Here is a 23,494-nt window from a genome sequence, read left to right on the forward strand (position 1 = left end):
TTGTCCGAGTACGGTCGTTCGTGTGCTGATCTGGTACGTCAGCTATGGATCGAACATGGCTGCGACGCGTCTGACCTGCTACCTGAGTGGTGGGCGCCCGGCCGGGGGCAACCTCGTGCACGCGGGCGCCCGCGACGCGCGTGCTCCACGGGCGTCGATGCCGGTGGTGATACCCGGCACGGTGTTCTTCGCGGGAGAGTCGCGGATCTGGGGCGGCGGCCGCGCGTTCTACGACCCCGACGCGCCCGGCACCGTCGCGGCCCGCGCCTTCCTGGTGACGCGGGAACAGTTCGAGGACATTCACGCGCAGGAACCCGCCTGCTACGACCGCCTGGTCACACTCGGATCCCGCAACGGCGTCCCCATGTGCACGTTCACCACCCGCGCCCGCGGCGACGTCGTCGCCAGGAACGCGCCCGCGCCCGCCTATCTCGCGACCATCGCGGACGGTCTCCGCGAGGCGCACGGCTGGGACGAACCGAAGGTCGCCGATTATTTGACGCGACTTCGGGTTTCCTAGCCGACCCAACTGTGCTTACGTGAGACGGGCCACACGAGGTGGCGTTCACGAAAGGGAGTCGATGTCCGATCTGCATGTCGTAGCGACCATTCCTGCCAAGCCCGGCTCCGAGGACATTGTCGGCGGCGGACTGTCCGCGCTGGCCGCGGAGAGCCGCAAGGAAGAGGGCTGCATCTCGTACGAGGTCTTCGAATCAGCCGCGGTCGCGGGAACCTTCGTCACCGTGGAGGTGTGGACCGGCCAGGAGGCGCTCGACGCGCACATGCAGTCGCCGCACTTCCAGGCCGCGCTCGGGAAGTTCGGTGAGCACCTCGCCGGGGCACCGGGAATCCACCCGCTGAAGCCGGTTTCCTAGAGTCGTATTTCGTGACCACACCACTCACCGTCATTGCCCCCGAAGGTCCGGCCCGCGGCGGCGTCGTCGTCATCCAGGAGGCGTTCGGCGTCACCGATCACATCGTCGACGTCTGCCGTCGTTTCGCCTCGGCCGGGTATCACGCCGTCGCGCCGCACCTGTTTCACCGCAGCGGCGATCCGGTGCTGAACTACGACGACCTTCAGGCGGCGATGCCGCTGATGGGTGAGCTCACCGCGGCGAACATCGACGAGGACGTCGACGGGGCCGTCGCGGCTCTGTCGGCGGCCTCGATCGACCCGTCGAACACCGCGATCGTCGGGTTCTGCATGGGCGGGACGGTCGCGTTCCACACGGCGACACGGCTCGAGCTCGGGGCGGCGGTGAGTTTCTACGGCGGTGGCATCGCGAAGGGGCGGTTCGGGTATCCGACGCAACTCGACGCCGCCGGCTTGCTGCGAACGCCGTGGCTGGGCCTGTTCGGTGACCGCGACAAGGGGATCCCGGCCGAGGAGGTCGAGGAGTTGCGCACCGCCGTCGCGCACGCCCCGGTGGACACGGAGATCGTCCGCTACCCCGAGGCCGAGCACGGCTTCCACTGCGACGACCGGCCCGCCGTGTACAACGAGGCGGCCGCCCGGGACGGATGGGCGCGCACGCTGCAGTGGTTCGTCACCCACGTGGACGGCACACGCGCAGCCGGAACCGACTGACCGCGGCCGAATCCCCTCGGGTGGACGGCAACGCGATATTCGTCCACCAAGGAGACACGTCACGGCGTGTTGCGTTCACCGCGTTTCGGGCGTTGCATTTCCGCAGGTTTCGACGCCGACGGGTCGCCGGGAATACGATGTGCGTCACAGGAGTACGTCGAAAACCCGCCTGACGTGGCCTCCGAACTCCTTCCTGCGCGAGACCCGTAACCGAACCGTTATAGTCGGCGGCATGACTTCAGTTCTCGGTGTATCCGTCGGCGCCAGCGCGGTGCGCTTCGCGTGCCACGACGCCGTGAGCCTCGAAACCCCGACCTTCCAATCGCGGTCGGTGACCGCAACACTCGAACGGCCGGCGGAGCTCGCCGCCGAATCCATCGGGACGGTGCTCGCCGAGCGGGACGAGACCGACGTGGTGGAGGCCATCGGCGTCGCGTACCAGGACGACGCGCAGGCCGGTGCCATGCAGGCTGCGATGGCCCGACTGCAGATCGGCAACTTCCAACTGGTCCCCGAAGTCACGGCCGCGCTGCAGATGCTGGAGATGTCCGGGGAACTCGGCGACCACTCGACGCTCGTGTTCTACGACCTCGGCAGTTCGGGTCTCACCGTCACCGTCCTCGACCGCGACACCGGCATGGTGCTCAGCAGTGCGCGCTCGGATCAGATCAGCGGCGACCTCGTCGACCGGCTGATCTGCGACAACCAACTCGAACTGCACCGCTTCGCGCATCCCGCCGACGCTGCGGCCGCCTTCGCGCTCGCCGCGCGGTGCCGCGACGCGAAAGAGCAGCTGTCCACGAACGGCGCGGTGTGCATGCCGGGCGAGGGCGGTCTGCTGCTCCTGTCGCAGGACAGCTTCGATTCGCTCATCGTGGGCCCCGTCGAGACCTCGGCGCGCCTCACCCGCGAGGTCATCCGCCGATCGGGACGCGCCCCCGACGCCGCGGTGCTGATCGGCGGCGGCGCGCACATTCCGTTGGTCGCGTCGGTGATGGAGTCCTGGCTCGATCTTCCCGTGATCGTCCCCGCGCAACCCGAATTGGTGGCGGCGGAGGGTGCGGCCCTGCTGGCGCTCCCGACGTTCGACGAGTTCGTGGCACCCCTGCCCCAGCCGGTGCCGGAGCACGAACCTGAGCTGGAGCTGGAACCCGAGACGCAGGCCCTGTGGCATTCGTCCTCGCACTCGTACTCGGACGAGGCGATCGCACCGGCCCGGAAGCGTCGTGGCCTCGTCCTCGCCGGCGTTGCCGTGGTCGCCGCGGTCGGTCTCGGACTCGGCTTCGGCACCGACCTTCTGCAGGGTTCGGAGGAGGACGCCCAGCCGGCCGTCACACAGGCGACGACGGAGGCGCCCGCCGCGCAACAGGCCGCACCGCCGCAGTCCACGACGACCGCGGAAGTGCCCCCGCCGGTGGAGGCGGCTCCGTCGGTCGTCGACGAGCAGCCGGTGATCCCGCCGCAGACCGAGGTGCGCAGCACGTATCAGCCACGGACGCAGACGCGGACGCAGAGTCCGACGCAGGCGCCGGTCGCCCCCGATACGCAGAGTGTCGCGCCGACCGACACGTCGGCTCCGCCGACGACGACGGAACCCGCTCCGCTGATCCCGGGTCTGCCGCAGTTCCAGATGCCGACGATTCCGCCGCCCGCACCACTGGAATTGCCGCGGATCCCCGGGCTCTGAGCCGAATAACGACGGCGGTCGCAGTGAGGCCCCGGCACGCCTGTCGTGACCAAACCGTTATAGTCTTTCCATGGTTTCAGTTCTCGGTGTATCCGTCGGTGCCAGCGCGGTGCGCGTGGCGTACCCGGACGACGAGGGGGCCGTATTCCGGTCATTTCCCGTGGATTCGGCCCACACCCAACCGGAATTGCTGGTTGCCGACTCCATCGAAACGGTGATGGCCGAGCGCTCCGCCGACGACGACGTGCAGGTCTTCGGTGTCGCGTATCGGGACGAGGCGCAGGCCGCTGCCGTGGAGGCCGCGATCGACTGCCATCTGGTCCCGGAAGTGACTGCGGCGCTCTGGATGCTCGAGGCGTCGGGACAGCTCGGCGACCATTCGACGCTCGTGTTCTACGACCTCGGCAGTTCCGGCCTCACCGTCACCGTGGTCGACCGATTCACCGGTGCGGTGCTCTCGTCGGCGCGTACCGACGAGATCAGCGGCGACGGCATCGATCGCTTGATCCGCGACCACCAGCTCGAGCAGGAACGCATTGCCCACCCGGTCGACGAGGCCGCGGATTGGGCGCTCACCGAACGCTGCCGGCGGGCCAAGGAGGAACTGTCGACCAACACCGCGGTCTGCGTACCCGGCGACGGCGGTCTGCTGCTGCTCTCGCAGGACAATCTCGATTCGCTCATCGTCCGTCCCGTCGAGGCGTCGGCGCGTCTGGCCCGCGAGGTGATCGAATCGTCCGGGCGTGGTGCCGACGCGGTGGTTCTGATCGGGGGCGGCGCGCATATCCCGCTGGTCGCGTCCCTGATGGAATCGTGGCTCGCGCTCCCCGTGATCGTGCCGGTGCAGCCCGAACTGGTGGCCGCGGAAGGCGCTGCGCTGCTGGCACAGGACCGCGCGGACTCTTCGGACCGCGGCGGCGCCGAGAGGTTCGCCAAACCCGTGATCCGCGGTGGTGCGCTGGCAGGCGGTGCGCTGGCCGTCGTCGCCGTGATCGGTCTCGGTCTCGGCTTCGGTGGTAGCCAGAGCTCCGACGGTGACGCACGTCCGGTCGCCACTCAGCCGAGCGCCGAGGAGACGTCACCGTCGCCCGCGCCGTCACCGGCGGCGCCACCGCCGGCCGCGGTGTCGATTCCGGAGCCGGCCCAGCAGGAGGCGAGCGTGCCGGAACCTGCGCCCGCAGCGGCCCCCGCCCCGCGACCCCTCATTCCCGGTCTGCCGCAGATTCAGCTGCCGACCCTCCCGCCGCCCCCGCCGCTTCCTCCGCTGCCCCGGATTCCCGGCCTCTAGCGGATCGGAGCGGGTTCTACCGACGCAGCATGTCCCGGACGTGGCCGGTCTCGTTGACCGACGCCACCCGTCGCTCACCGCTGCGGGAGACGAGTACCCGCGTCACGGACACGTATTCGATCGGGAACACGAGGGGCCGGTCGAGGCCGAGAAGCTCCTGCAGGAACACGTTGATGACGCCGCCGTGGGCGAACACCGCGACGGTGTCCTCGTGACCGGACTCCTCGACGATGCGGCCGAGGGATTCGAACACCCTGGTGCGGAACGCGTCGGCGTCGACGGACTTCGGGAACTCGCCTGCCCGGATGCGGGCGTAGGCCTCCGGCGCGCGTGCCTCCGCCTCGTGGAACGGGATGTAGTGGTCGAGGTCGTAGTCGTATTCCGCGAGCCCGACGTACTCGGTGACGGGAAGGTTGAGCGCCTCGGCGACCGGCGCCGCCGTCTCGAGTGCGCGGCGTTGCGGGCTGCTCACGATCCGGGCGATGCGGTACGGGGCCAGAGCGGCGGGCAGCCGCTTGGCCTGCGCGTGACCTTCCTCGGTCAGTGCGGGGTCTGCGCGCCCGCCGGACGTGGTGACGAGCTCGGGCAGCGCGTGGCGGATCAATAGCAGTTGCACGCAGCTCAGCTTGCCAGCTCCCGCACCAACGCCGCGATCTGGCCGGGCTGATCGATCATCGCGTGGTGGTGCGCGGGTCGCACGACGCGGAACGCGGCGCCGAGGAATTGCGCGAACTGCCTTTGCGTGCGGATCCACGCCGACCCCCAGGGCGTCGTGCGGCCGGTGTGGGCGGCGGCCACGACGACGGGCGCCGTGATCGTCGTGGTCTCGCGCAGTGCGGCCAGTTCCTGGGCCAGCGCCGGGTACGACGCGTTCTCGACGATCGAGGATTCGAGGTAGGCGGGCTCGCGGTAGATTCGCTCGACCCACTGGCGGGTGTCCGGGGCGAACCCGTCGGGTGGTGTCGAATGGTTCAGGATCCGGCGGACCGTGGGGCCGAGGAGTTTCTGCAGTCCCACCGCGCTGGCCGCCCGGGCCACCCGCCTGCCTGCCGTGACGCGCCACCGGGTCGGGATCACGCGGTGCGGGCGGGTGGTGACGGTGGCGTCGAGCAGGATCACGCCGCCGGTTCGCTCGGGGTACAGCCGCGCGAACGCCTCGACGTAGATGCCGCCGAGCGAGTGGCCGACGAGCACGGCCGGGGTGGTCACCCGAAGCGCGTCGAGGACGCCGGCGATTCTGTCGGCCTCGCCACGAGCGGACGGCCGATCGCCGGAGGGGGGACTGAGTCCGTATCCGGGTCGATCGATCCGTACGACGAGGCAGGTCCCGGACAGCAGTCTCACTACCTCGTCCCAGTCGAACCAGTTCCCGCCGAGGCCGCCGCAGAGGACGACGGGTGGGCCGTCGCCGTCGACGACCACATGCACTCCCACCACCATTTCCCCAGGACGTTTCACGTGGAACCATCCCTTTCCGGGGTGACGTGAATCACGCTGAGCGCCACGAAGATCAGCCAACCGCAAAACGCGAGCAGTTGGACGCGCTGGCCGAGCCCGAGCCAGGCGTCCTGTTGGCCGCGCAACCCGGCGGCCGTCAGGGTCCAGACCGTGCCCCCGACGAACACCGTCGCCACGGTCACGCCGGTAATTTTCAACCACGTCGGCCAGCGGTAGCGGAACGCGGCCAACAGGAACGCGAGGCACGACACCACGGCTCCCGTCGACGCGGACGCGCTGGTCATGGCGTGTAGATCATGGGTGAGCGGCAGGTGTCCGCCGGCCTCACGCGCGGCGCACACGGCGTCGGTGGTGGCCGCGCAACTCATCGGCAGACGCGAATCGGCGACGGTCGCGGCAGCGAACACGATCAGTGCGATCCACCCGACCGCCGTCACCCAGCCCTGCGAGTACCGCGACAGTCCGAGGACCCCGGCCACGGCGACGATGCATCCGGTCAGCAGGTCGCCGGTGCGGAACCAGAATCCGTACGGCTGGTCCGCGGCGGCGAGTTCGCTCGCGAATCCCCGCAGCGGATCGATGCCGGTGTCGAGGACGAATTCGAGCAGCCACGACGCGTAGCCGACAGCGCCGAGGATCAGTAGAGCCGCGACGGCCACCCGGCCACGGGCGGTCATTGCCTCGGCTTGGCCAGGGGGAAGGCGAGGGTTTCACGGATGCTGCCGCCGGTGATGAGCATGACCACCCGGTCGACGCCCATGCCGAGCCCACCGGTCGGCGGCATGGCGTGCTCGAGGGCCTGCAGGAAGTCCTCGTCGAGTTCCATCGCCTCCTCGTCGCCGCCGGCCGCGAGCATCGACTGCTCGGTGAGCCGGTTCCGCTGATCCACCGGGTCGGTGAGTTCGCTGTACGCGGTACCGAGTTCGATGCCCCACGCGACGAGGTCCCACTTCGCGGCGACTCCCGGAATCGTGGGATGCGGCCGCGTCAGCGGCGACATCGACGTGGGGAAGTTGGTGTAGAACGTGGGGAACTCGGTGTAGTCCTCCACCAGGTGCTCGTACATTTCCTGCGCCACGGCGCCGGCGTCCCACGCCGACTGGTATGGGATCTCGTGTTCGTCGCACAGCCGCTGCAGTTCCGCGAGCGGCGTCTCGGGGGAGACGTCGACGCCGAGTTTCTCGGCGACGGCCTGGTGCATCGTCTTGACGGGCCATTCGCCGGAGATGTCGACCTCCACCAGCGCGCCGTCGGGGCCCGGCCGCATGATGATCTCGCGTCCGTACGCCGCGACCGCCGCCGTCTGGATGAGCTCCCGGCACAGGACCATCATCTTCTCGTAGTCGCTGTGCGCCTCGTACGCCTCGAGGATCGTGAATTCCGGGTTGTGCTTGAAATCGACGCCCTCGTTGCGGAAGACGCGGCCGATCTCGAACACCTTCTCCATGCCCGCGACGCACAGCCGTTTGAGATACAGCTCCGGCGCGATCCGCAGGTACAGGTCCAGGTTGTAGGCGTTGATGTGGGTGAGGAACGGGGCCGCGTTGGCGCCGCCGTGCACCTGCTGCAGGATCGGGGTCTCCACCTCGAGGAAGCCGCGGCCGCCGAGCGAATCGCGCAGCGACTTCACGACGGCGCTGCGGGCCTCGAGCAGGCGGCGGGCGTCGGAGTTGATGGCGAGGTCGACGTACCGCTGCCGCACCCGGGTCTCCGGGTCGGACAGGCCCTTCCACTTGTCGGGCAGGGGGTGCAGGCACTTGCCGGTCATGCGCCACTCGTTCGCGAGCAGCGACAGCGCACCACGCCGGCTGTATCCGATGACGCCGGCGACCTCGACGAGGTCACCGAGGTCGAATTCGGCGGCGAACGCCCGGATGCGGTCGGTGCCCACCCGGGCCTCGTCGATGAGGATCTGGATGTCGCCGGACCAGTCCCGGACCACGGCGAACACGACGCCGCCGTAGTCGCGGATCCGGAGCAGGCGGCCCGCGATGCGGACCGTCGTTCCCTCCGGCGACTCCACGGCCTCGGTCACCGTGTGGGAGGGCGGATACGCGACCGGGTACGGGTCGATGCCCTGTTCCGCGAGACCGGCCAACTTGTCGAGCCGGACGCGGACCTGCTCGGGACGTTTCGGTCCGGTCGCCGTCGGCGCGAGGCCCTCGCCGGGTGCGCTGCCGTCGGAGTGCAGTCCCTCGGCGGCGACGAGTGCGGCGGGAACCGAGGCGTGGTGGCCGGTGTGCGCGATGGCGTCGTGGGTTCCGGAACGGCCGAACCGGGGCAGCGTCACGAATCCTTCCGCGACGGCCGAGGCGAAGCCGACGCGCAGCAATTGCCGGTTGTCCTCGAAGCAGAGGAACCGCGGCACCCACTCCGGCTGGTACTTCACGTTGGACCGGTAGAGCGCCTCGAGTTGCCACCAGCGGGAGAAGAACACGAGGATCGAGCGCCAGATCCGCAGAATGGGCCCGGCCCCGATGCGGGAACCCTCCTCGAAGACCGAGCGGAACACCGCGAAGTTCAGCGACACCCTGGTGATGCCGAATTGGTCGGAGGTGGTGGCCAGTTCGGACACCATCAGCTCGACCACGCCGTTGGGGGAGGTCGGCTTGCGGCGCATCAGGTCGAGGGAGACGCCCGTGGGCCCCCACGGAACCAGCGACAGGATGCCGTCGATTTCGCCGTCCTCGGCGATGGCCTCCACGAGCAGGCAGTCGCCGTCGAGGCGGTCACCGAGCCGGCCGAGAGCCATCGAGAAGCCGCGCTCGGTCTCGGTGTCGCGCCACGCGTCCGCGAGCCGGATGGCCTCGGCCATCTCCTCGGGGGGAACGTCGCGGTGCCTGCGGATCCGGACGGTGACGCCCTGGCGGCGGACGCGGGTGACGGCCTGGCGGACCTGCCGCATGTCGCGTCCGCTGAGGTTGAACTCGCGGGTGCGGAGGATCGCTTCGTCGCCGAGTTGGAGGACGGTGAGACCGGCCTTGTTGTAGGCGGTGGCCCCGGTCTCGCTGGCGCCCATCACGGCGGTGGCCCAACCGTATTGGGACGCGAGCGCCTGCCACGCCTCGATCGCGTGCGGCCACGCCTCCGGGTCGCCGATCGGATCGCCACTGGCCAGGCACACGCCCAGTTCGACACGGTACGTGATGGCCGCTTTCCCGCTGGGGGCGAACACGACGGCCTTGTCGCGGCGGGTGGCGAAGTAGCCGAGGGAGTCGTCGGCGCCGTACTGCAACAGCAGTCCGCGCAGCGCCGATTCGTCGTTGCCGGTGAGCGCGTTGTGGGAGCGCTGGGCGCGGAACAGGGTGATGACGGCGGCCAGCAGGGCGATCGCGCCGAACAGGCCGAGGAGGGTGTTGACGAATCCGTGTGGTCGACCGCTGAACTGTTCGTTGTCGGCGGCGGCGAGCGCGGTCACGCGGTTGAGCGCCCACAGGAAACGTTCGCCCTGCGGCAGCGTGCCGGGGAACAATTCGACGAGTCCCCACCCGACGAGGGTGCCGATGGCGAGTCCGACGATGAGCACGCCCAGCGCTTTCCAGCCTGCGCCGCGCCGGACCCGGGTGTAGAACTCGGGCCGGGCCGCGATCAGGATTCCGATCAGCACCACCTGGACCACGGCGGCGACCATCGCGTTCACGTTCCGGTCGGTGATGCTCACGATCACGTTGGTGATCAGGATCAGAGTCAGATAGATCGTCAGCAGCCACCAGGCGATGCGCTTGCGGCTCGCCAGCGCCGCCGCGAGCAGCGCGACCACCAGCGCCCACGACAGGCTGGTGTCGGGAGCGTCGAAGTAGTAGGTGTCGACGTACTCCCGCGGCACGTGCACGTAGTAGCGCAGTACCGGCGAGATGCTCCACAGGAATACGAGCACCGAGAAGACGCCCAGGATCAGTCCCGCGATGTGGGGAACCTGGTGCAGGCGCCCGTTCTTCGAGCCGAGTGCGGGTCGGGGCCGTGGTGCGGTGAGGTCGGCCTCGGACGCGTGGTGTGTCTCGGTGCTAGCTGACATCGAGCGTTTCCTTCCCGGCAAGAGATACGTACCGATCACGGGAGACAGATGTTCCAGTGTTCAGTGTGAGCCGTTGGGCCGCGATTTGGGTGAAGAGGGAAGATAGAGGCATGTCCGACATTCACGACGCCGTGCCGATCCGCGACGAATCCATCCGTCTCGGCCAATTCCTGAAGCTCGCCAACCTCATCGAGTCGGGGGCCGAGGCGAAGGAAGTGATCGCCGACGGACTCGTGTCGGTGAACGGTGAGGTCGAGGTGCGGCGGGGTCGGCAGTTGCGGGACGGGGACGTCGTGGAGATCGGTGGGATGACGGCTCGGGTGAGTTCTCAGTCCTGACGGCTCGCGGTCGCGAACCGCTGCAGGAACAGTGCCCGGCGACGGAACCCGACGCGAGACAGGCACATTCGAGCGCGTCGGGGCCGGTCCGGCACGCCTCGCGGCGGGTCGGTCCCGATGGAGACCGACCCCGCCGCTCGGTTCCGGCGGGATCAGCGGACGACGACGCCGTCCTGATCGCTGTACACGGTCTCGCCGGGGTTGAACGTCACGCCGCCGATCTCGATCGGGACGTTCTTCTCACCGGAGCCGGTCTGGGTGCTCTTGCGGGGGTTGGTGCCGAGTGCCTTGACGCCGATGTCCAGGGTCTTCAGGATCGCCGAGTCGCGGACCGCGCCGTTGACGATCACGCCGGCCCAGCCGTTGTCGACGCCGCGGCCGGCGATGATGTCGCCGACCAGGGCGGTGTGGATGCTGGCGTCGCCGTCGACCACGAGGACGCCGCCGTTGCCGGGCTCGCCGAGGGTCTGCTTGACCAGCAGGTTGTCCTGGAAGCACTTGATGGTGGTGATGGGGCCGGAGAACACTTCACGGCCGCCGAACTGGATGAACTGCGTGTCGCAGCTCCGGATGTCGGGTCCGATCTCGTCTGCCAGGTCAGCGGTTGCCACGGGTTCAGTCATACGCGCCAGGATAGAGGGCCGGCGCTGGGAGAATTCGGGCCATGACCATCGCAGTGACAGGAGCCACCGGGTCCATCGGCGGCAAGGTGCTCGAGCGGCTCGGCGGCGGCGCCGGTGTGCGGCTGATCGGGCGGAACGCGCAGCGGCTGGGGCCACTGGCCGAGCATTTCGACTCCGGGTTCGCCGTGGCCACATACGCCGACGGTCCGGCGATGACGGCCGCGCTGGACGGCGTCCGGTTGCTGTTCCTCGTCTCGGGTCACGAGAGCGCGACCCGGCGCGAAGAGCACCGCACCACCGTGGACGCGGCCTGTGCCGCCGGGGTGGAGCGGATCGTCTACCTGTCGTTTCTGGGTGCGGCGCCCGAGTGCACGTTCACGTTCGGCCGCGACCACTACTTCACAGAGCAGCACATCCGGGAGAGCGGCCTGAAGTTCACGTTCCTGCAGGACGGCTGGTATCAGTCGATGATCCCGCTGATGGCCGACGATCAGGGAGTCATCCGGGGACCCGCCGGGAACGGCCGGGTGAGCGCGGTGGCGCCCGACGACGTCGCCGACGCCGTGACGGCCGTGCTCACCACCGGTAACGGCGACCACGACGGCGTCACCTACCGACTGACGGGACCGGACGCGTTCACCCTCACCGAGGCCGCGGAGACAATCACGAGGGTGACCGGACGTTCGGTGCGTTTCGAGAACGAGACCCTGGACGAGGCGTACGCGTCCCGGGCCCACTACGGGGCGCCGGAATTCGAGGTCGCAGGGTGGGTGACCTCGTACGCAGCGATCGCGGCCGGCGAGTTGGCGGTGGTGACGGGCGACGTCGAGGCGCTCACCGGGCGCCCGCCGCGGACCTTCGCCGACTACCTTTACAGCTACACTTGACCCGTCCTGGCATAGCGAGCGGTAGATAGGTCTTTGATGGTCAGCTCATCCAAGGGTGCGACGCCGCCCATCGAGGTCGGCAACGCGGCAGACTGGCGCCGCCTCGAACCCACGAAGTTGACGCCGATCCTCAGCGCCTCCCTCGACGCGTTCTACGAACACGGCTTCCACGGCACCTCGGTGCGCGACATCGCCCGCCGAGTCGGTGTCACGGTACCCGCTCTCTACTACCACCACGAGAACAAGGAAGCTGTTCTCCTCGCGCTTCTCGAGCTGTCCACCAGCGACGTCCTCGAGCGGGCCCACGCCGCGAGCGCCGACGGCGGCGACGATCCGGTGCAACGGCTCGCCAATGTCATCGAGGCGATCGTGCTGCGGATGACCATGAGGTCCCGGCTGGCGGCACTCGAGAGCGAGGTCCGGTACCTCAGCCCGGAGAACCGGCAGCGGTACCGCACCGTCCGCAAGGGTGTGGAGGAGCTGGTCCTCGAGATCGTCAAGGAAGGCAAGAAGCGGGAGCTGTTCGACGTTGCGGATGCCGCGGAGACGACGCGGGCGCTTCTCGGTATGTGCCAGTCGATTCCGCGCTGGTATCACGCCGAGGGCAAGCTGACCCCGGACGCCGTGGCCCGCAAGTATGTCGAGATCGCCATGAAGACGGTCGGCTCCACCGAGCTTCCCGTCAAGCCGAAGAAGAGGCGCACTGCCGACGTCTGACCGGCGGTGCGCCCCGGCAGGGTGCGGTCGTCAGCTCCCCAGACCCGATGACGCGACGACGTCGAACTGCGCGGTCGTGTCGGTCGGCTCGCCGTTCGGTGGGGCGAACGTGAAGACGGCGGTGTAGCGGCCGGCCTCGTGGGTCCGGATCGCGGCCGTCCCGGCGCCCAGGGTGAGGGGGATCGACCGCGCGGTCACGTCGCCGGAGGGGTCGGTGAGTTCCAGCTCGACCGGGGTGGATCCGTCCGTCCCCGTCGGGGTGGGGGTGACCAGCGCGCCGAGCGTCACCAGATTGTTGGCGCGGACGGTGCCGATCGGCGGAATGACGGTGATCTGGTAGGTGGTGGCGGCGGTTGCCGTGGGGGCCAGAGCGAGTGAGGCCGCTCCTGCCAGTGCGGCAATGGTCAGGGTCCCTCGCGAGAAGTTCACAAAATCCCTTCCTGTCGACGGTCGCTACGCGCAGCCACGTTACGGCAGAATCGGGAGTTACCCATCCCCATTCGCCGTGTGTCCGAGAATAGTTCGAACACACGGCTTTACGTCGATCAGGCGTCCAAAGCGGTTCGGGATGCGGTGTTTTCCGGCGCGACCGTACCGTTGGTGTGCTGCACGGGGCAGGTTCGGGGGAAGGTGCCCAGTTTCTCCACTTCGTACCCGTTCGGGTAGCTGCGAATATTGGGCAGGTCGCGAGCGAACTTGGGCACGGTGCGCACGGGATAGAACCGGACGAGCCGGGCGCGGGCCTTCAGCGCACCCCGGGACAGCGTCCGCGCGAGGCGGGACGGCCGACGGTAGGCGAACGCGTCGAGAAGCGGATCGTCCATCAGGGCCCAGGAGAACCGTTTGATCAGGGCGGCGGGTGCGAGATTGTTCGGGGGGAACGTGCAGAGGAGGTCGAGCGTGGAGTCGGCGACGGCGCGGCCGCCCGAGTCGAAGAGGAAGTGTTCCCGCTCGTAGTCGTCCAGGAACTTCTCGAACGCCTCGAAGGTCTCGGGAATCTCCTTGATGCCCATGTACTTGCCGAGCGCACGGTAGTAGTTGGTGGTACCGACGATCTCGTTGCGGGTGAGCTTCCGCCAGCCGAAGTCCTCGATCCAGCGCTCCGGGATCACCACGAACGTCGACAGGACGTACCGCATGTCGTCGTTGGAGATGTCGTAGGAGCCGTGCATCTGGTTCATCCGTCGGATGCCGGCGCGGCCGGGGTCGCTGGTGAGGCCGTTTTCGAGGACCGCGTCGAGGATCAGGCCGGTGTCGTCGTAGCGTTTCTGCACGCGTTCGGTGAATTCGCCGGTCTCGAACAGCAGCCTGCCGATGGTGGGCACCGCGTATGTCCGGAACAGCGCGAAGCTGAGGGCTTGGTTGATGTCCCAGGGAAATTCCTGCGTTGCGAGAATCCGGGCGATCTCTTCGTACTGCGTCTCGGGGTCGAGGCGGTCGGTCCGGCGACGTAGGTCGAAGCGTTTCATGAGTTTCACTTCCTGCAGCGGCTGTGACAGATGGCCAGGCAATTTAGCGATCGTTCAGATGGCTCGACTGTATCCCCTGTCACAGTGCGACACCAGAGTGGCATTATGCAAACACATGGCACGAAATTCACCCCAGACCGACCGCATCGTGATGCTGACGGAACTCCTCGCCGACGAGCCGGAGACGCCCCGGAGCCTCGCCGACATCGCCCGGCACCTCGGCGTCGCGAAGGCCACCTGCTATCCGATGGTCGTCGCACTGACCGAGGCCGGCTGGCTGATTCGGCACCCCACCCGCAAGACCTACCGACTCGGTCCCGCGCTGATCCCGGTCGGGCGGGCAGCGGAGGCAGCCACGGACGTCGTCGATCTCGCGCGGTCGGTGATGCACGAACTGGCCGACGCGTCCGACATGGCGTCCATCGCGTTCGTGCAATCGGGAAGCGACGTGGTGGTGGCGGAGGTGGTGCAACCGGTCGGCGGGCGCCGGGGAACCCTCGGGTTGCGCCTCGGCGACAAGGTGCTGCTGGTGCCGCCGATCGGTTCGGGGATCGCGGCCTGGTATCCGCAGGAGCAGCGCGACGAGTGGTATGCCCTCGGCGGGCAGAGCCTGGGTGTCGACGTGGACGTGCTGCGCGCGACGTACGAGCCGGCTCTCGCGCTCGTTCGGGAGCGCGGATACGCGATGGAATGCATGCAGCAGCAACAGCATTCGCTGGCGGACGCGGTGTCGGAACTGCGCGGTCGCGGAGTGGGAGGGCACCGCTCGACCGTCGCGCTGCGGGAGGCGCGCAAACTGCTGTCGGCGGATGCGGTGGTCGGTGACATCGACCCGGAGGGCAGCTACCAGCCGCTGTCGATCAACGCGGCGGCGTTCGACCGCGACGGCGAACCGGCGGTCGTGCTGTGCGTCGCCGATGCGTCCCGGCCGATGTCGGGGGTGCGCACGGCGGAAATTGGTGAACTGGTCCGCGACGCCGCGGCCCGGGTGACGACCGCCATGCACGGCCGCCACCCGTGAGTACTTGTTAACCGCGGGCGGTTAACAAGTACTCACGAGCTACTTGAGCTCGGCGAGGACGGTGCCCTGGGTGATGGCGGAGCCGGGTTCGACGGCGAGGCCGGTGACGGTGCCGGCCTTGTGGGCGTTGACGGGGTTTTCCATTTTCATGGCCTCGAGGACGGCGATGAGGTCGCCCTCTTCGACTTGCTGTCCTTCTTCGACGGCGACCTTGACGACGGTGCCCTGCATGGGGGCGGTGACGGCGTCACCGGATGCGGCGCCGCCGGCGGCGCCGCCGCGGGTGCGGGCCTTGGGCTTCTTACGGGCCGCCCCGGCCGGGGCGCCGCCGGTGCCGAGGGTGAACTGGCCGGGCAGCGACACCTCGACGCGGCGGCCGCCGACCTCGACGACGACGTTCTGCCGGGGCAGGGTGTCCTCGTCGTCGAGCGGGGCTGCGCCGGTGAAGGGTTCGATCTGGTTGTCCCATTCGGTTTCGATCCACTTGGTGTAGACGTCGAATGAGGTGCCGTCGCCGATGAAGGCGGGGTCGGAGACGATGGCCCGGTGGAACGGGATGACGGTGGCCAGGCCTTCGACCTGGAATTCGGCGAGGGCGCGGCGGGCCCGGGCGAGGGCTTCGTCGCGGGTGGCGCCGGTGACGATCAGCTTGGCGAGCATGGAGTCGAACTGGCCGCCGATCACGGATCCGGTTTCGACGCCGGAGTCCATCCGGACGCCGGGGCCGGTGGGGGGCACGAACTTGGTGACCGGTCCGGGGGCGGGCAGGAAGCCGCGGCCGGCGTCCTCACCGTTGATGCGGAATTCGAAGGCGTGGCCGCGGGGGGTGGGGTCCTCGAGGATGTCGAGGTGGTCGCCGTTGGCGATCTTGAACTGTTGCAGCACCAGGTCGATGCCGGCGGTTTCCTCGGTGACGGGGTGTTCGACCTGCAGGCGGGTGTTGACCTCGAGGAAGGAGACGGTGTCGCCCTGGACGAGGTATTCGACGGTGCCGGCGCCGTAGTAGCCGGCCTCTGTGCAGATGGCCTTGGCGGAGCTGTGGATGCGGTTGCGTTGGTCGTCGGTGAGGAACGGGGCGGGGGCCTCCTCGACGAGTTTCTGGAAGCGGCGTTGCAGGGAGCAGTCGCGGGTGCCGGCGACGATGACGTTGCCGTGCTGGTCGGCGATGACCTGCGCTTCGACGTGCCGGGCCTTGTCCAGATACTGTTCGACGAAGCATTCGCCGCGGCCGAACGCGGCGACGGCCTCGCGGGTGGCGGAGTCGAACAGTTCGGGGATTTCCTCGATGGTGTGCGCGACCTTCATGCCGCGGCCGCCGCCGCCGAAGGCGGCCTTGATGGCGACGGGGACGCCGTATTCCTTCGCGAAGGCGACGACCTCGTCGGCGTTGCGGACGGGGTCCTTGGTGCCGGCGGCCATCGGGGCCTTCGCCTTTTCGGCGATGTGGCGGGCGGTGACCTTGTCGCCGAGATCGCGGATCGATTGTGGGGAGGGGCCGATCCAGATCAGGCCGGCGTCGATCACGGCCTGGGCGAAGTCGGCGTTTTCGGAGAGGAAGCCGTAGCCGGGGTGGATGGCGTCGGCGCCGGACTTGGCGGCGGCGTCGAGGATTTTGTCGAACACCAGGTAGGACTCGGCGGAGGTCTGTCCGCCGAGGGCGAAGGCTTCGTCGGCCAGGCGCACGAACGGGGCGTCGGCGTCGGGTTCGGCGTAGACGGCGACGCTGGCCAGGCCGGCGTCGGCGGCGGCCCGGATCACCCGCACTGCGATCTCACCGCGGTTCGCGACGAGCACCTTGGAAATACGTGCACTACTCATCGAAATGTCTTCCCTTTTCTACAGTTTCAGTAGCCTGCGTTGACCAGGACGGCAGCGGCGGCTACTTGCCGACGCAGAATGAGGGCGGGGGTGCCCCACGAATCGTCATCGGACGCGGGCGTTTCCGCCGCGGAACCGGACGAGGCGATCGCAGCGAACACTGCGAGCACCGCGGCGATGTCCGTGTCGCTCGGGTTGCCCGAGAACGTCACGGCCGGCGCCGCCGGCGGCTCTTCGGCGATGCCGGAGCCCAGCGCGATCTCGTCGAGCACCTCGTCGACCGCCAGTTCCGCGGTCAAGGTGCCGAATGATTCGCCGCCGCTCATAGCGGGATGTTCCCATGCTTCTTGGGCGGGAGGGTGACCATTTTGCGTTCGAGCAGGCGCAGGGCGGCCACGATCTGCCCGCGGGTGTGGGACGGGGGGATGACGGCGTCGACGTAGCCGCGTTCGGCGGCGACGTACGGGTTGACGAGGGTGTCCTCGTACTCCTGTTGCAGTTGCAGGCGCAGCGCGTCGACGTCGTCACCGTTCTTGGCGGCCTCGAGCAGGCGTTTGCGGTAGACGAACCCGACGGCGCCGGAGGCGCCCATCACGGCGATCTGGGCGGTGGGCCAGGCCAGGTTGACGTCGGCGCCCATGTGCTTGGAGCCCATCACGTCGTAGGCGCCGCCGTAGGCCTTGCGGGTGATGACGGTGATCTTGCCGACGGTGGCCTCGCCGTAGGCGTACAGGAGTTTGGCGCCGCGGCGGATGATGCCGTTGTATTCCTGGTCGGTGCCGGGCAGGAAGCCGGGGACGTCGACGAGGGTGATGATCGGGACGTTGAACGCGTCGCAGGTGCGCACGAAGCGGGCGGCTTTTTCGGAGGCGTCGATGTCGAGGCAGCCGGCGAAGACGGTGGGCTGGTTGGCGACGATGCCGACGGAGCGGCCGTCGACGCGGCCGAAGCCGACGACGATGTTGCCGGCGCGTTCGGCCTGGACCTCGAGGAATTCGTCGTCGTCGAGGATGCGGCGGATGACCTCGTGCATGTCGTAGGGCTGGTTCGCCGAGTCCGGGATCAGGGTGTCGAGTTCGAGGTCCTCGGCGGTGAGGGAGTCCTCGATGGCTCCGGTGATCGGGTCGGTGGGCAGCATTCGGGGGGCGGCGGCCTGATTGTTGCTGGGCAGGTAGGAGAGGAGGTCCTTGACGTAGTCGAGGGCGTCCTGTTCGCCGGAGGCGACGTAGTGGGCGACGCCGGACTTGACCATGTGGGTGTGCGCGCCACCGAGGTCTTCCATGGTGACGTCTTCGCCGGTGACGGTCTTGATGACGTCGGGGCCGGTGACGAACATCTGGGAGGTCTGGTCGACCATGACGACGAAGTCGGTGAGGGCGGGGGAGTAGACGTGGCCGCCGGCGGCGGGGCCCATGATCAGGGAGATCTGGGGGATGACGCCGGAGGCCTGGACGTTGCGGTGGAAGATTTCGCCGTAGAGGCCGAGGGAGACGACGCCTTCCTGGATGCGGGCGCCGGCGCCTTCGTTGATGCCGATCAGGGGGCGCCCGGTTTTGAGGGCGAGGTCCATGACCTTGACGATTTTTTCGCCGTAGATTTCGCCGAGGGAGCCGCCGAAGACGGTGGCGTCCTGGGAGAACACGCAGACGTCGCGGCCGTCGACGGTGCCGTAGCCGGTGACGACGCCGTCGCCGACGGGGCGGTTGTCGGCGAGGCCGAAGTTCACCGAGCGGTGGCGGGCGAGGGCGTCGAGTTCGACGAAGGAGCCCTCGTCCAACAACGCGGTGATGCGTTCGCGGGCGGTGAGCTTGCCCTTGGCGTGGACCTTGTCGACCGCTGCTTCACCGCTCGGGTGCTGCGCCTCGGCCTGACGATTACGCAGGTCGGCGAGCTTTCCCGCCGTCGTGTGAATATCGGGCGTGACCGCCGAATCTGTGACTGTCATCTATGACTGCTCTTCCCGTCGAGGCTGTCGGAACCTGCGCTGAACCCTGTGGGGTACGCGGTTCGTGGGAGTACCCACTCGGACGCCGCCACTTTAACGCATTACTTATCGATCGTTCACGTGCGCTGCATCACTCTCGACGAGAGGGTGTGATGCGTCACGCTGCTGCTACCGGTCCTCGGTGCGGCCGTGGCGGCGTTCGTAGTCCTCGCGTGTGCGGTCGGCGCGGCGCTGCGCTTTCTCGCCGACGAGGTCCGGATCGAGGCCGTGGCTGAGCAGACGGTGGCGACGGTAGATGTTCATCAGCGCGACCGCAAAGTAGAGCAGCGGGAGCAGCAGCAGGGCCATCATCGCCAGCGGAATCCAGATCGGACCGGGGATGAGGAGGAACAACGCCAGCACCGCCGCGACGGGAAGCATGAAACGGAGGACGTACCGCACCGAGGCGCCCGGCCCGACGAGGTCGTTGCGGACCCAGTCCTGCATCGAATCCGGCAGCGTCCGACCGAACAGATACCCGACGTACTGACTGGGACTGGGACGCTGCGAATCGGACATGCATTTCAGGATAGTGCTACTGCTTTTCCGCATTCGCGACGATGACGTCCCGCACGTACTGCGCCAGGCCCGGGGCGACGTCGTCGTAGTGCCTGCGGAAGCGGTCGTCGGCGAGGTACATCTCGGCGAGGTTCACCTGCATCGCGTGATCGCAGTCGTAGAACCGCTCGATGCCGGCGCGGTGCTGCTCGGCGAGTGCGTTGGCCCGATCGGATCCGGGTTCGACGCCGTCGGTCATCGCCTGTGCGAGTGCGGCTTCGACCGCGTCGCCCTCGGCCTTGATGCGTTTCCAGTCGTCCTTGCTCATCTTCGCGGTGCGCTTCTGGGACTGCTTCCACGCGTCTGTGTCGCCCCACCGCTCCTCGGCCTCGGCCGCGTACTCCTCGCCCGGCCAGTTGTCGCCGAAGATGTCGTTCTGCTCTTCGGGGGTGAGTTGAATGCCCATGCTTTTCGCCTCCATCATCTTCTCCACGGCTGCAGCCATCTCGTGTAAGCGATCGATCCGTTCGCTCAGCAACGCGTGCTGTCGCCGTAGATGCGCGAGGGCATCGACGTCCGGGTCGTCGAGGAGGGCTGCGATCTCCTCGAGGGGGAATCCCAGTTCGCGGTACGTCAGTACGCGGTGCAGACGTTCCACGTCGGCGTCCGAATAGCTGCGGTACCCACCGGGGGTGCGGTCGGACGGGGTCACCAGGCCGATCTCGTCGTAGTGGTGCAGGGTGCGCACACTCACTCCGACCAGTCTGGCGACCACGCCGACCGTGTGTTTCTCGCTCACGTCCTCTACCGTGCAGCCTTACGTCGCGTGAGGGTCAACTCAGGTGTAGAGATTTTCCAGTTCGCCGGAGAAGTTGGTCATCACGACCTTGCGCTTGAGTTTCATGCTCGGGGTGATCTCGCCGTTCTCGACGGTGAGTTCCCGTTCGAGGATGCGGAACTTCTTGATCTGTTCCCACCGGTTCAGTCCGGCGTTGAGTTCCTCGACGTAGCCGCCGATCAGGTTGCGGGTCTCCTGGGCGTTGGCGATCTCGGCGAGAGATTTGCCGCCCAGGTTGTTGTTCTTCGCCCATTCTTCGATCGATTCGGCGTCGAGGGAGATCAGGGCGACGCAGTACGACTTCCCTTCGCCGTCGACGATGAGTTCACCGACGTAGGGGCAGATGCCTTTGAACGTGGCCGCCAGCGCGGACGGTGCGACGTATTTGCCGTTGGACGTCTTGAACATGTCCTTCTTGCGGTCGGTGATCCGCAGGTAGCCCTTGTCGTCGAGTTCGCCGATGTCGCCGGTGTGGAACCAGCCCTCGTCGGTGAGCGCTTCGGCTGTGGCTTCGGGGTTCTCGTGGTACCCGCTCATGACGCCCGGACCCTTGATGAGGATTTCGCCGTCGTCGGCGATCCGGGTCTCGGTGCCCGGGATGGGCCAGCCGACGGTGCCGAACTGGTATGCCGACGGGCGGTTGACGAACGAGGCGGCGCTGGTCTCGGACAGTCCGTACCCTTCGAGGACGACGATGCCGACGGCGTCGAACCATTGCGCGACATCACGATTGAGTGCCGCGGACCCGGAGATGAAGAACTTCAGGCGTCCGCCGAAGCGTTCGCGAATCGTGCTGTACACCAGCCGATCCGCGACGGCGTGCTGCACCGAGTCGAGCAGCGACGTGCCCTTGCCGGCCTGCTTCGCCTTCGACACCCGCAGGCCGACGCCGATGGCCCAGTCGAAGATCTTCTCCTTCGGCCCGCCCTCCTCGCGGACGGTGGAGACGATCCGCGCGTACGCCTTCTCGAAGATGCGGGGGGCGGCGCCCATGAACGTGGGTTGGACGACCGCGAGGTTCTCGACGATCTTGTCTACGCGACCGTCGACCGCCGTCGCGAAACCGATCTGCAGCGGCAGCGTGAGCAGGACCTTTCCGAACACGTGGGACAGCGGGAGCCAGAGGTATTGCAGGTCGTCGGCGTCGAGGATGCCGGTGGCGTCGATCGCGGCGGCCTCGTACGTCCACGCCGAGTGCGACAGTCGCACACCCTTCGGCCTGCCGGTGGTGCCCGACGTGTAGATCAGGGTGGCGAGGTCGTCGGGGTCGATCGCCTCGATGCGGTCGTGCACGGCGTCGGGTGTCTCGGCCAGCAGTTCTTCGCCGAGGTCGTGTAGCTGGTCGAACGTGATGACCCAGTCGTCGTCTCCGGCGGTGCCGTCGATCAGGACGACCTTCTCGACGTCGCCGAGTTCGCTGCGGTTCTCGCGCAGCTTGGCGAGCTGCGCGTCGTCCTCGGCGAAGACGACGCGGCTGCCCGAGTTCGCGACGATGTAGGCGACGTCGGCGGCCGTGGTGGTGGGATACACGGTGGTGGTGGCCGCGCCTGCGCACATCACGGCCAGGTCGGCGAGCACCCATTCGTAGCGGGTGGCGGAGGCCAGCGCGACGCGCTGCTCGGCCTGCACGCCGAGGACGATGAGACCGGCCGCGAGGTTGCGCACCCGGTCGCCCGCCTCGGACCAGGTGACGCTGGCCCACATGGTCGGGTCGTCCGGGTCGACGTATCGGAACGCTTCGCGACCGGGTGAGTGGGCCACCCGATCCACGAACAGTGCGGCTACCGACGGAGCCCGATTCTCGATCTTGGAGCGGTCAATGACCTCGTCCGACGCGCGCTGAGCTGCCATGTACCGATCTTAGGAACCGGGGGCGCTCCGGGGAGTGGTTTCGGCGCAGGTCAACCGATCCCGGGCGCCACCGTGCGCGGCTTCGCGACGATGGCCAGAGACATCACGGCCGCGATCGCGCACAGCCCGCCCGCGACGTAGAACGCGGCGTCGTAGCCGCCGAACTGGTCGCGCACCAGTCCCGCGAGGAATGCCACGAGGCCGGCGCCGATCTGGTGGGACGCCAGCACCCAGCCGAACACGATGGGGGCGTCGCCGCCGAAGTGTTTGCGGCACAGCGCGACGGTCGGGGGCACGGTCGCCACCCAGTCGAGGCCGTAGAAGATGACGAACGCGATCATCGGCGGGTGCACGGTGTTCGCGAACAGGATCGGCAGCAGCATCAGCGAGATTCCGCGCAGCACGTAGTAGATGCCGAGGAGCTTGCGTGAATCGAACCGGTCGGTGAACCAGCCCGACGCGATGGTGCCGATCACGTCGAAGATCCCGATCACCGCCAGCAGGGTCGCCGCCGCCGTCACCGGCATGCCGTGGTCGTGCGCGGCCGGGACGAAGTGGGTGCCGACGAGTCCGTTGGTGCTGGCCCCGCAGATCGCGAACGTGCCGGCCAGCAACCAGAACACTCGGGTCCGCGCCGCCGACAGCAGCACCGTCACGGCCCGGCCCGCGGCGCCGCCGCGACCGGTCGGGGCGGGTGGTTCCGCGACGTAGTCGGGCCCGGCGCCGTACGGGACCGTCCCGACGTCCGACGGCCGGTTGCGCAGGAACACGAGCACCAGCGGCACGACGGCGAGGGCGGCGAACGACACCGTCAGCGCCACGGTCTGCCAGTTGTAGTGCTCGGCGACCATCGCGAGGATCGGCAGGAACACCAGCTGTCCGGCGGCGCTGCCTGCGGTGAGGATGCCGGTGACGAGGCCGCGGCGGGCGACGAACCAGCGGTCGACGACGGTGGCGACGAAGGCGAGCGCCATCGAGCCGGTGCCGAGACCGACGAGCACACCCCACAGCAGTACGAGTTGCCAGGTGGCGGTCATGAAGACGGTCAGTCCGCTGCCGGCGGACACCAGGACCAGCGCGGCGGTGACCACCCGGCGCATGCCGAAGCGTTCCATGAGCGCCGCCGCGAATGGCGACGTCAGCCCGTAGAGCACCAGGTTGATCGACACGGCGGACGAGATGCTCGCCCGTGACCAGCCGAAGTCCTCGTGCAGGGGGTCGATCAGGATCGAGGGCGCCGCCCGGAAGCTGGCGGCTCCCACGAGGGCGAGGAACGCGACGGCCGCGACGAGCCAGGCGTAGTGCAGGCGCGGCGGGGCCGTCTGGGCAGGAGGTGCCGGGGGCGCGATGTCGGACGTCACGACGGTAAGTCTGCGGGACGGCGCCGCGCCGGAACAGTTGCCGGAATGACAAC

At 68.3% G+C, this 23,494-nt stretch carries 23 protein-coding genes; 9 read left to right on the forward strand and 14 right to left on the reverse strand.

Annotated elements, in window-relative coordinates; all coding sequences use genetic code 11:
* Positions 1-22: 22 nt before the first annotated feature.
* From CJ179_RS42945 to CJ179_RS42965, 5 genes are all read left to right on the forward strand, one after another.
* Entirely contained in the window at positions 23-520 is a 498-nt protein-coding gene (locus tag CJ179_RS42945; RefSeq protein ID WP_072942815.1) for a hypothetical protein, read from the forward strand.
* A gap of 61 nt (positions 521-581) precedes the next feature.
* Complete coding sequence (locus CJ179_RS42950) at positions 582-875, forward strand: putative quinol monooxygenase (protein ID WP_072942817.1); 294 nt, start codon at positions 582-584, stop codon at positions 873-875.
* An 11-nt stretch (positions 876-886) separates the two neighbouring features.
* On the forward strand, positions 887-1,588 hold the full coding sequence (locus CJ179_RS42955) for a dienelactone hydrolase family protein (RefSeq protein ID WP_095865480.1): 702 nt from the start codon (positions 887-889) through the stop codon (positions 1,586-1,588).
* A 232-nt stretch (positions 1,589-1,820) separates the two neighbouring features.
* A complete protein-coding gene (locus CJ179_RS42960) occupies positions 1,821-3,275 on the forward strand; it encodes an Hsp70 family protein (RefSeq protein ID WP_174705504.1) in 1,455 nt (484 codons plus the stop codon).
* A 70-nt stretch (positions 3,276-3,345) separates the two neighbouring features.
* Complete coding sequence (locus CJ179_RS42965) at positions 3,346-4,563, forward strand: Hsp70 family protein (RefSeq protein WP_095865481.1); 1,218 nt, start codon at positions 3,346-3,348, stop codon at positions 4,561-4,563.
* 16 nt (positions 4,564-4,579) lie between these two features.
* Here CJ179_RS42965 and CJ179_RS42970 read toward each other — a convergent pair whose 3' ends face one another.
* From CJ179_RS42970 to lysX, 4 genes are read right to left on the reverse strand one after another with little or no spacing between them, the layout of a single operon-like run.
* Complete coding sequence (locus CJ179_RS42970; protein WP_095865482.1) at positions 4,580-5,179, reverse strand: histidine phosphatase family protein; 600 nt, start codon at positions 5,177-5,179, stop codon at positions 4,580-4,582.
* Positions 5,180-5,184: 5 nt separating this feature from the next.
* On the reverse strand, positions 5,185-6,003 hold the full coding sequence (locus CJ179_RS42975) for an alpha/beta fold hydrolase (RefSeq protein WP_095865483.1): 819 nt from the start codon (positions 6,001-6,003) through the stop codon (positions 5,185-5,187).
* A 14-nt stretch (positions 6,004-6,017) separates the two neighbouring features.
* Positions 6,018-6,698, reverse strand: a complete 681-nt coding sequence (locus CJ179_RS42980; RefSeq protein ID WP_095865484.1) for a DUF998 domain-containing protein — start codon at positions 6,696-6,698, stop codon at positions 6,018-6,020.
* The gene (lysX, locus tag CJ179_RS42985; protein ID WP_095865485.1) at positions 6,695-10,036 is read right to left on the reverse strand and encodes a bifunctional lysylphosphatidylglycerol synthetase/lysine--tRNA ligase LysX; all 3,342 of its coding nucleotides are present in this window, start codon (positions 10,034-10,036) and stop codon (positions 6,695-6,697) included. Before lysX ends, CJ179_RS42980 begins: the two co-directional genes overlap by 4 nt.
* Before the next feature lie 110 nt (positions 10,037-10,146).
* Here lysX and CJ179_RS42990 point away from each other — a divergent pair, with 110 nt between their 5' ends.
* Entirely contained in the window at positions 10,147-10,374 is a 228-nt protein-coding gene (locus tag CJ179_RS42990; protein WP_005263380.1) for an RNA-binding S4 domain-containing protein, read from the forward strand.
* 152 nt (positions 10,375-10,526) lie between these two features.
* On the opposite strand, the gene rraA is transcribed toward CJ179_RS42990, so the two are convergent.
* The gene (gene rraA / locus CJ179_RS42995) at positions 10,527-10,997 is read right to left on the reverse strand and encodes a ribonuclease E activity regulator RraA (protein WP_005563989.1); all 471 of its coding nucleotides are present in this window, start codon (positions 10,995-10,997) and stop codon (positions 10,527-10,529) included.
* A 41-nt stretch (positions 10,998-11,038) separates the two neighbouring features.
* Between rraA and CJ179_RS43000 the strand changes: the two genes are divergently transcribed.
* Positions 11,039-11,884, forward strand: a complete 846-nt coding sequence (locus CJ179_RS43000; RefSeq protein ID WP_095865486.1) for an SDR family oxidoreductase — start codon at positions 11,039-11,041, stop codon at positions 11,882-11,884.
* A 36-nt stretch (positions 11,885-11,920) separates the two neighbouring features.
* Complete coding sequence (locus CJ179_RS43005; RefSeq protein WP_072942833.1) at positions 11,921-12,601, forward strand: TetR/AcrR family transcriptional regulator; 681 nt, start codon at positions 11,921-11,923, stop codon at positions 12,599-12,601.
* A gap of 30 nt (positions 12,602-12,631) precedes the next feature.
* Here the strand turns inward: CJ179_RS43005 and CJ179_RS43010 are convergent, their stop codons facing one another.
* Positions 12,632-13,030, reverse strand: a complete 399-nt coding sequence (locus CJ179_RS43010; RefSeq protein ID WP_095865487.1) for a hypothetical protein — start codon at positions 13,028-13,030, stop codon at positions 12,632-12,634.
* 116 nt (positions 13,031-13,146) lie between these two features.
* Positions 13,147-14,070 carry an oxygenase MpaB family protein gene (locus CJ179_RS43015; RefSeq protein WP_095865488.1) on the reverse strand — a complete coding sequence of 308 codons (924 nt, stop codon included), beginning with the start codon at positions 14,068-14,070 and terminating at the stop codon, positions 13,147-13,149.
* Between the two features lie 115 nt (positions 14,071-14,185).
* Between CJ179_RS43015 and CJ179_RS43020 the strand changes: the two genes are divergently transcribed.
* Positions 14,186-15,091, forward strand: coding sequence for an IclR family transcriptional regulator (locus tag CJ179_RS43020; RefSeq protein WP_072942838.1), 906 nt, complete (start codon positions 14,186-14,188; stop codon positions 15,089-15,091).
* Between the two features lie 39 nt (positions 15,092-15,130).
* Here CJ179_RS43020 and CJ179_RS43025 read toward each other — a convergent pair whose 3' ends face one another.
* From CJ179_RS43025 to CJ179_RS43055, 7 genes are all read right to left on the reverse strand, one after another.
* The gene (locus CJ179_RS43025; RefSeq protein WP_095865489.1) at positions 15,131-16,909 is read right to left on the reverse strand and encodes an acetyl/propionyl/methylcrotonyl-CoA carboxylase subunit alpha; all 1,779 of its coding nucleotides are present in this window, start codon (positions 16,907-16,909) and stop codon (positions 15,131-15,133) included.
* 26 nt (positions 16,910-16,935) lie between these two features.
* A complete protein-coding gene (locus CJ179_RS43030; protein WP_095865490.1) occupies positions 16,936-17,235 on the reverse strand; it encodes an acyl-CoA carboxylase subunit epsilon in 300 nt (99 codons plus the stop codon).
* Positions 17,232-18,854, reverse strand: coding sequence for an acyl-CoA carboxylase subunit beta (locus CJ179_RS43035; protein ID WP_095865491.1), 1,623 nt, complete (start codon positions 18,852-18,854; stop codon positions 17,232-17,234). Before CJ179_RS43035 ends, CJ179_RS43030 begins: the two co-directional genes overlap by 4 nt.
* Before the next feature lie 168 nt (positions 18,855-19,022).
* Positions 19,023-19,412: a DUF5313 family protein gene (locus CJ179_RS43040; protein WP_072943834.1), complete on the reverse strand. Its 390-nt coding sequence runs from the start codon at positions 19,410-19,412 to the stop codon at positions 19,023-19,025.
* A 16-nt stretch (positions 19,413-19,428) separates the two neighbouring features.
* Complete coding sequence (locus CJ179_RS43045; protein ID WP_095865492.1) at positions 19,429-20,190, reverse strand: MerR family transcriptional regulator; 762 nt, start codon at positions 20,188-20,190, stop codon at positions 19,429-19,431.
* Positions 20,191-20,229: 39 nt separating this feature from the next.
* Entirely contained in the window at positions 20,230-22,080 is a 1,851-nt protein-coding gene (locus tag CJ179_RS43050) for a long-chain fatty acid--CoA ligase (RefSeq protein ID WP_095865493.1), read from the reverse strand.
* A 50-nt stretch (positions 22,081-22,130) separates the two neighbouring features.
* Positions 22,131-23,441 (reverse strand): MFS transporter, encoded by a 1,311-nt coding sequence (locus CJ179_RS43055; RefSeq protein ID WP_095865494.1) that lies wholly within the window; start codon positions 23,439-23,441, stop codon positions 22,131-22,133.
* Between the last annotated feature and the right edge of the window lie 53 nt (positions 23,442-23,494).

The sequence above is a fragment of the Rhodococcus sp. ACS1 genome (genome assembly GCF_002300155.1).
Taxonomy (GTDB): domain Bacteria; phylum Actinomycetota; class Actinomycetes; order Mycobacteriales; family Mycobacteriaceae; genus Rhodococcus_F; species Rhodococcus_F koreensis.

Excerpts from the sequence above, each read along its gene's own strand:
- CJ179_RS43035 (WP_095865491.1), bottom strand. The coding sequence starts at position 18,854 with ATGACAGTCACAGATTCGGCGGTCACGCCCGATATTCACACGACGGCG.
- CJ179_RS43030 (WP_095865490.1), bottom strand. The coding sequence starts at position 17,235 with ATGAGCGGCGGCGAATCATTCGGCACCTTGACCGCGGAACTGGCGGTC.
- CJ179_RS43040 (WP_072943834.1), bottom strand. The coding sequence starts at position 19,412 with ATGTCCGATTCGCAGCGTCCCAGTCCCAGTCAGTACGTCGGGTATCTG.
- CJ179_RS42990 (WP_005263380.1), top strand. The coding sequence starts at position 10,147 with ATGTCCGACATTCACGACGCCGTGCCGATCCGCGACGAATCCATCCGT.
- CJ179_RS43025 (WP_095865489.1), bottom strand. The coding sequence starts at position 16,909 with ATGAGTAGTGCACGTATTTCCAAGGTGCTCGTCGCGAACCGCGGTGAG.
- CJ179_RS43005 (WP_072942833.1), top strand. The coding sequence starts at position 11,921 with ATGGTCAGCTCATCCAAGGGTGCGACGCCGCCCATCGAGGTCGGCAAC.
- lysX (WP_095865485.1), bottom strand. The coding sequence starts at position 10,036 with ATGTCAGCTAGCACCGAGACACACCACGCGTCCGAGGCCGACCTCACC.
- CJ179_RS42980 (WP_095865484.1), bottom strand. The coding sequence starts at position 6,698 with ATGACCGCCCGTGGCCGGGTGGCCGTCGCGGCTCTACTGATCCTCGGC.
- CJ179_RS42975 (WP_095865483.1), bottom strand. The coding sequence starts at position 6,003 with ATGGTGGTGGGAGTGCATGTGGTCGTCGACGGCGACGGCCCACCCGTC.
- CJ179_RS43050 (WP_095865493.1), bottom strand. The coding sequence starts at position 22,080 with ATGGCAGCTCAGCGCGCGTCGGACGAGGTCATTGACCGCTCCAAGATC.
- CJ179_RS42960 (WP_174705504.1), top strand. The coding sequence starts at position 1,821 with ATGACTTCAGTTCTCGGTGTATCCGTCGGCGCCAGCGCGGTGCGCTTC.
- CJ179_RS43015 (WP_095865488.1), bottom strand. The coding sequence starts at position 14,070 with ATGAAACGCTTCGACCTACGTCGCCGGACCGACCGCCTCGACCCCGAG.
- CJ179_RS43020 (WP_072942838.1), top strand. The coding sequence starts at position 14,186 with ATGGCACGAAATTCACCCCAGACCGACCGCATCGTGATGCTGACGGAA.
- rraA (WP_005563989.1), bottom strand. The coding sequence starts at position 10,997 with ATGACTGAACCCGTGGCAACCGCTGACCTGGCAGACGAGATCGGACCC.
- CJ179_RS43000 (WP_095865486.1), top strand. The coding sequence starts at position 11,039 with ATGACCATCGCAGTGACAGGAGCCACCGGGTCCATCGGCGGCAAGGTG.
- CJ179_RS42950 (WP_072942817.1), top strand. The coding sequence starts at position 582 with ATGTCCGATCTGCATGTCGTAGCGACCATTCCTGCCAAGCCCGGCTCC.
- CJ179_RS42965 (WP_095865481.1), top strand. The coding sequence starts at position 3,346 with ATGGTTTCAGTTCTCGGTGTATCCGTCGGTGCCAGCGCGGTGCGCGTG.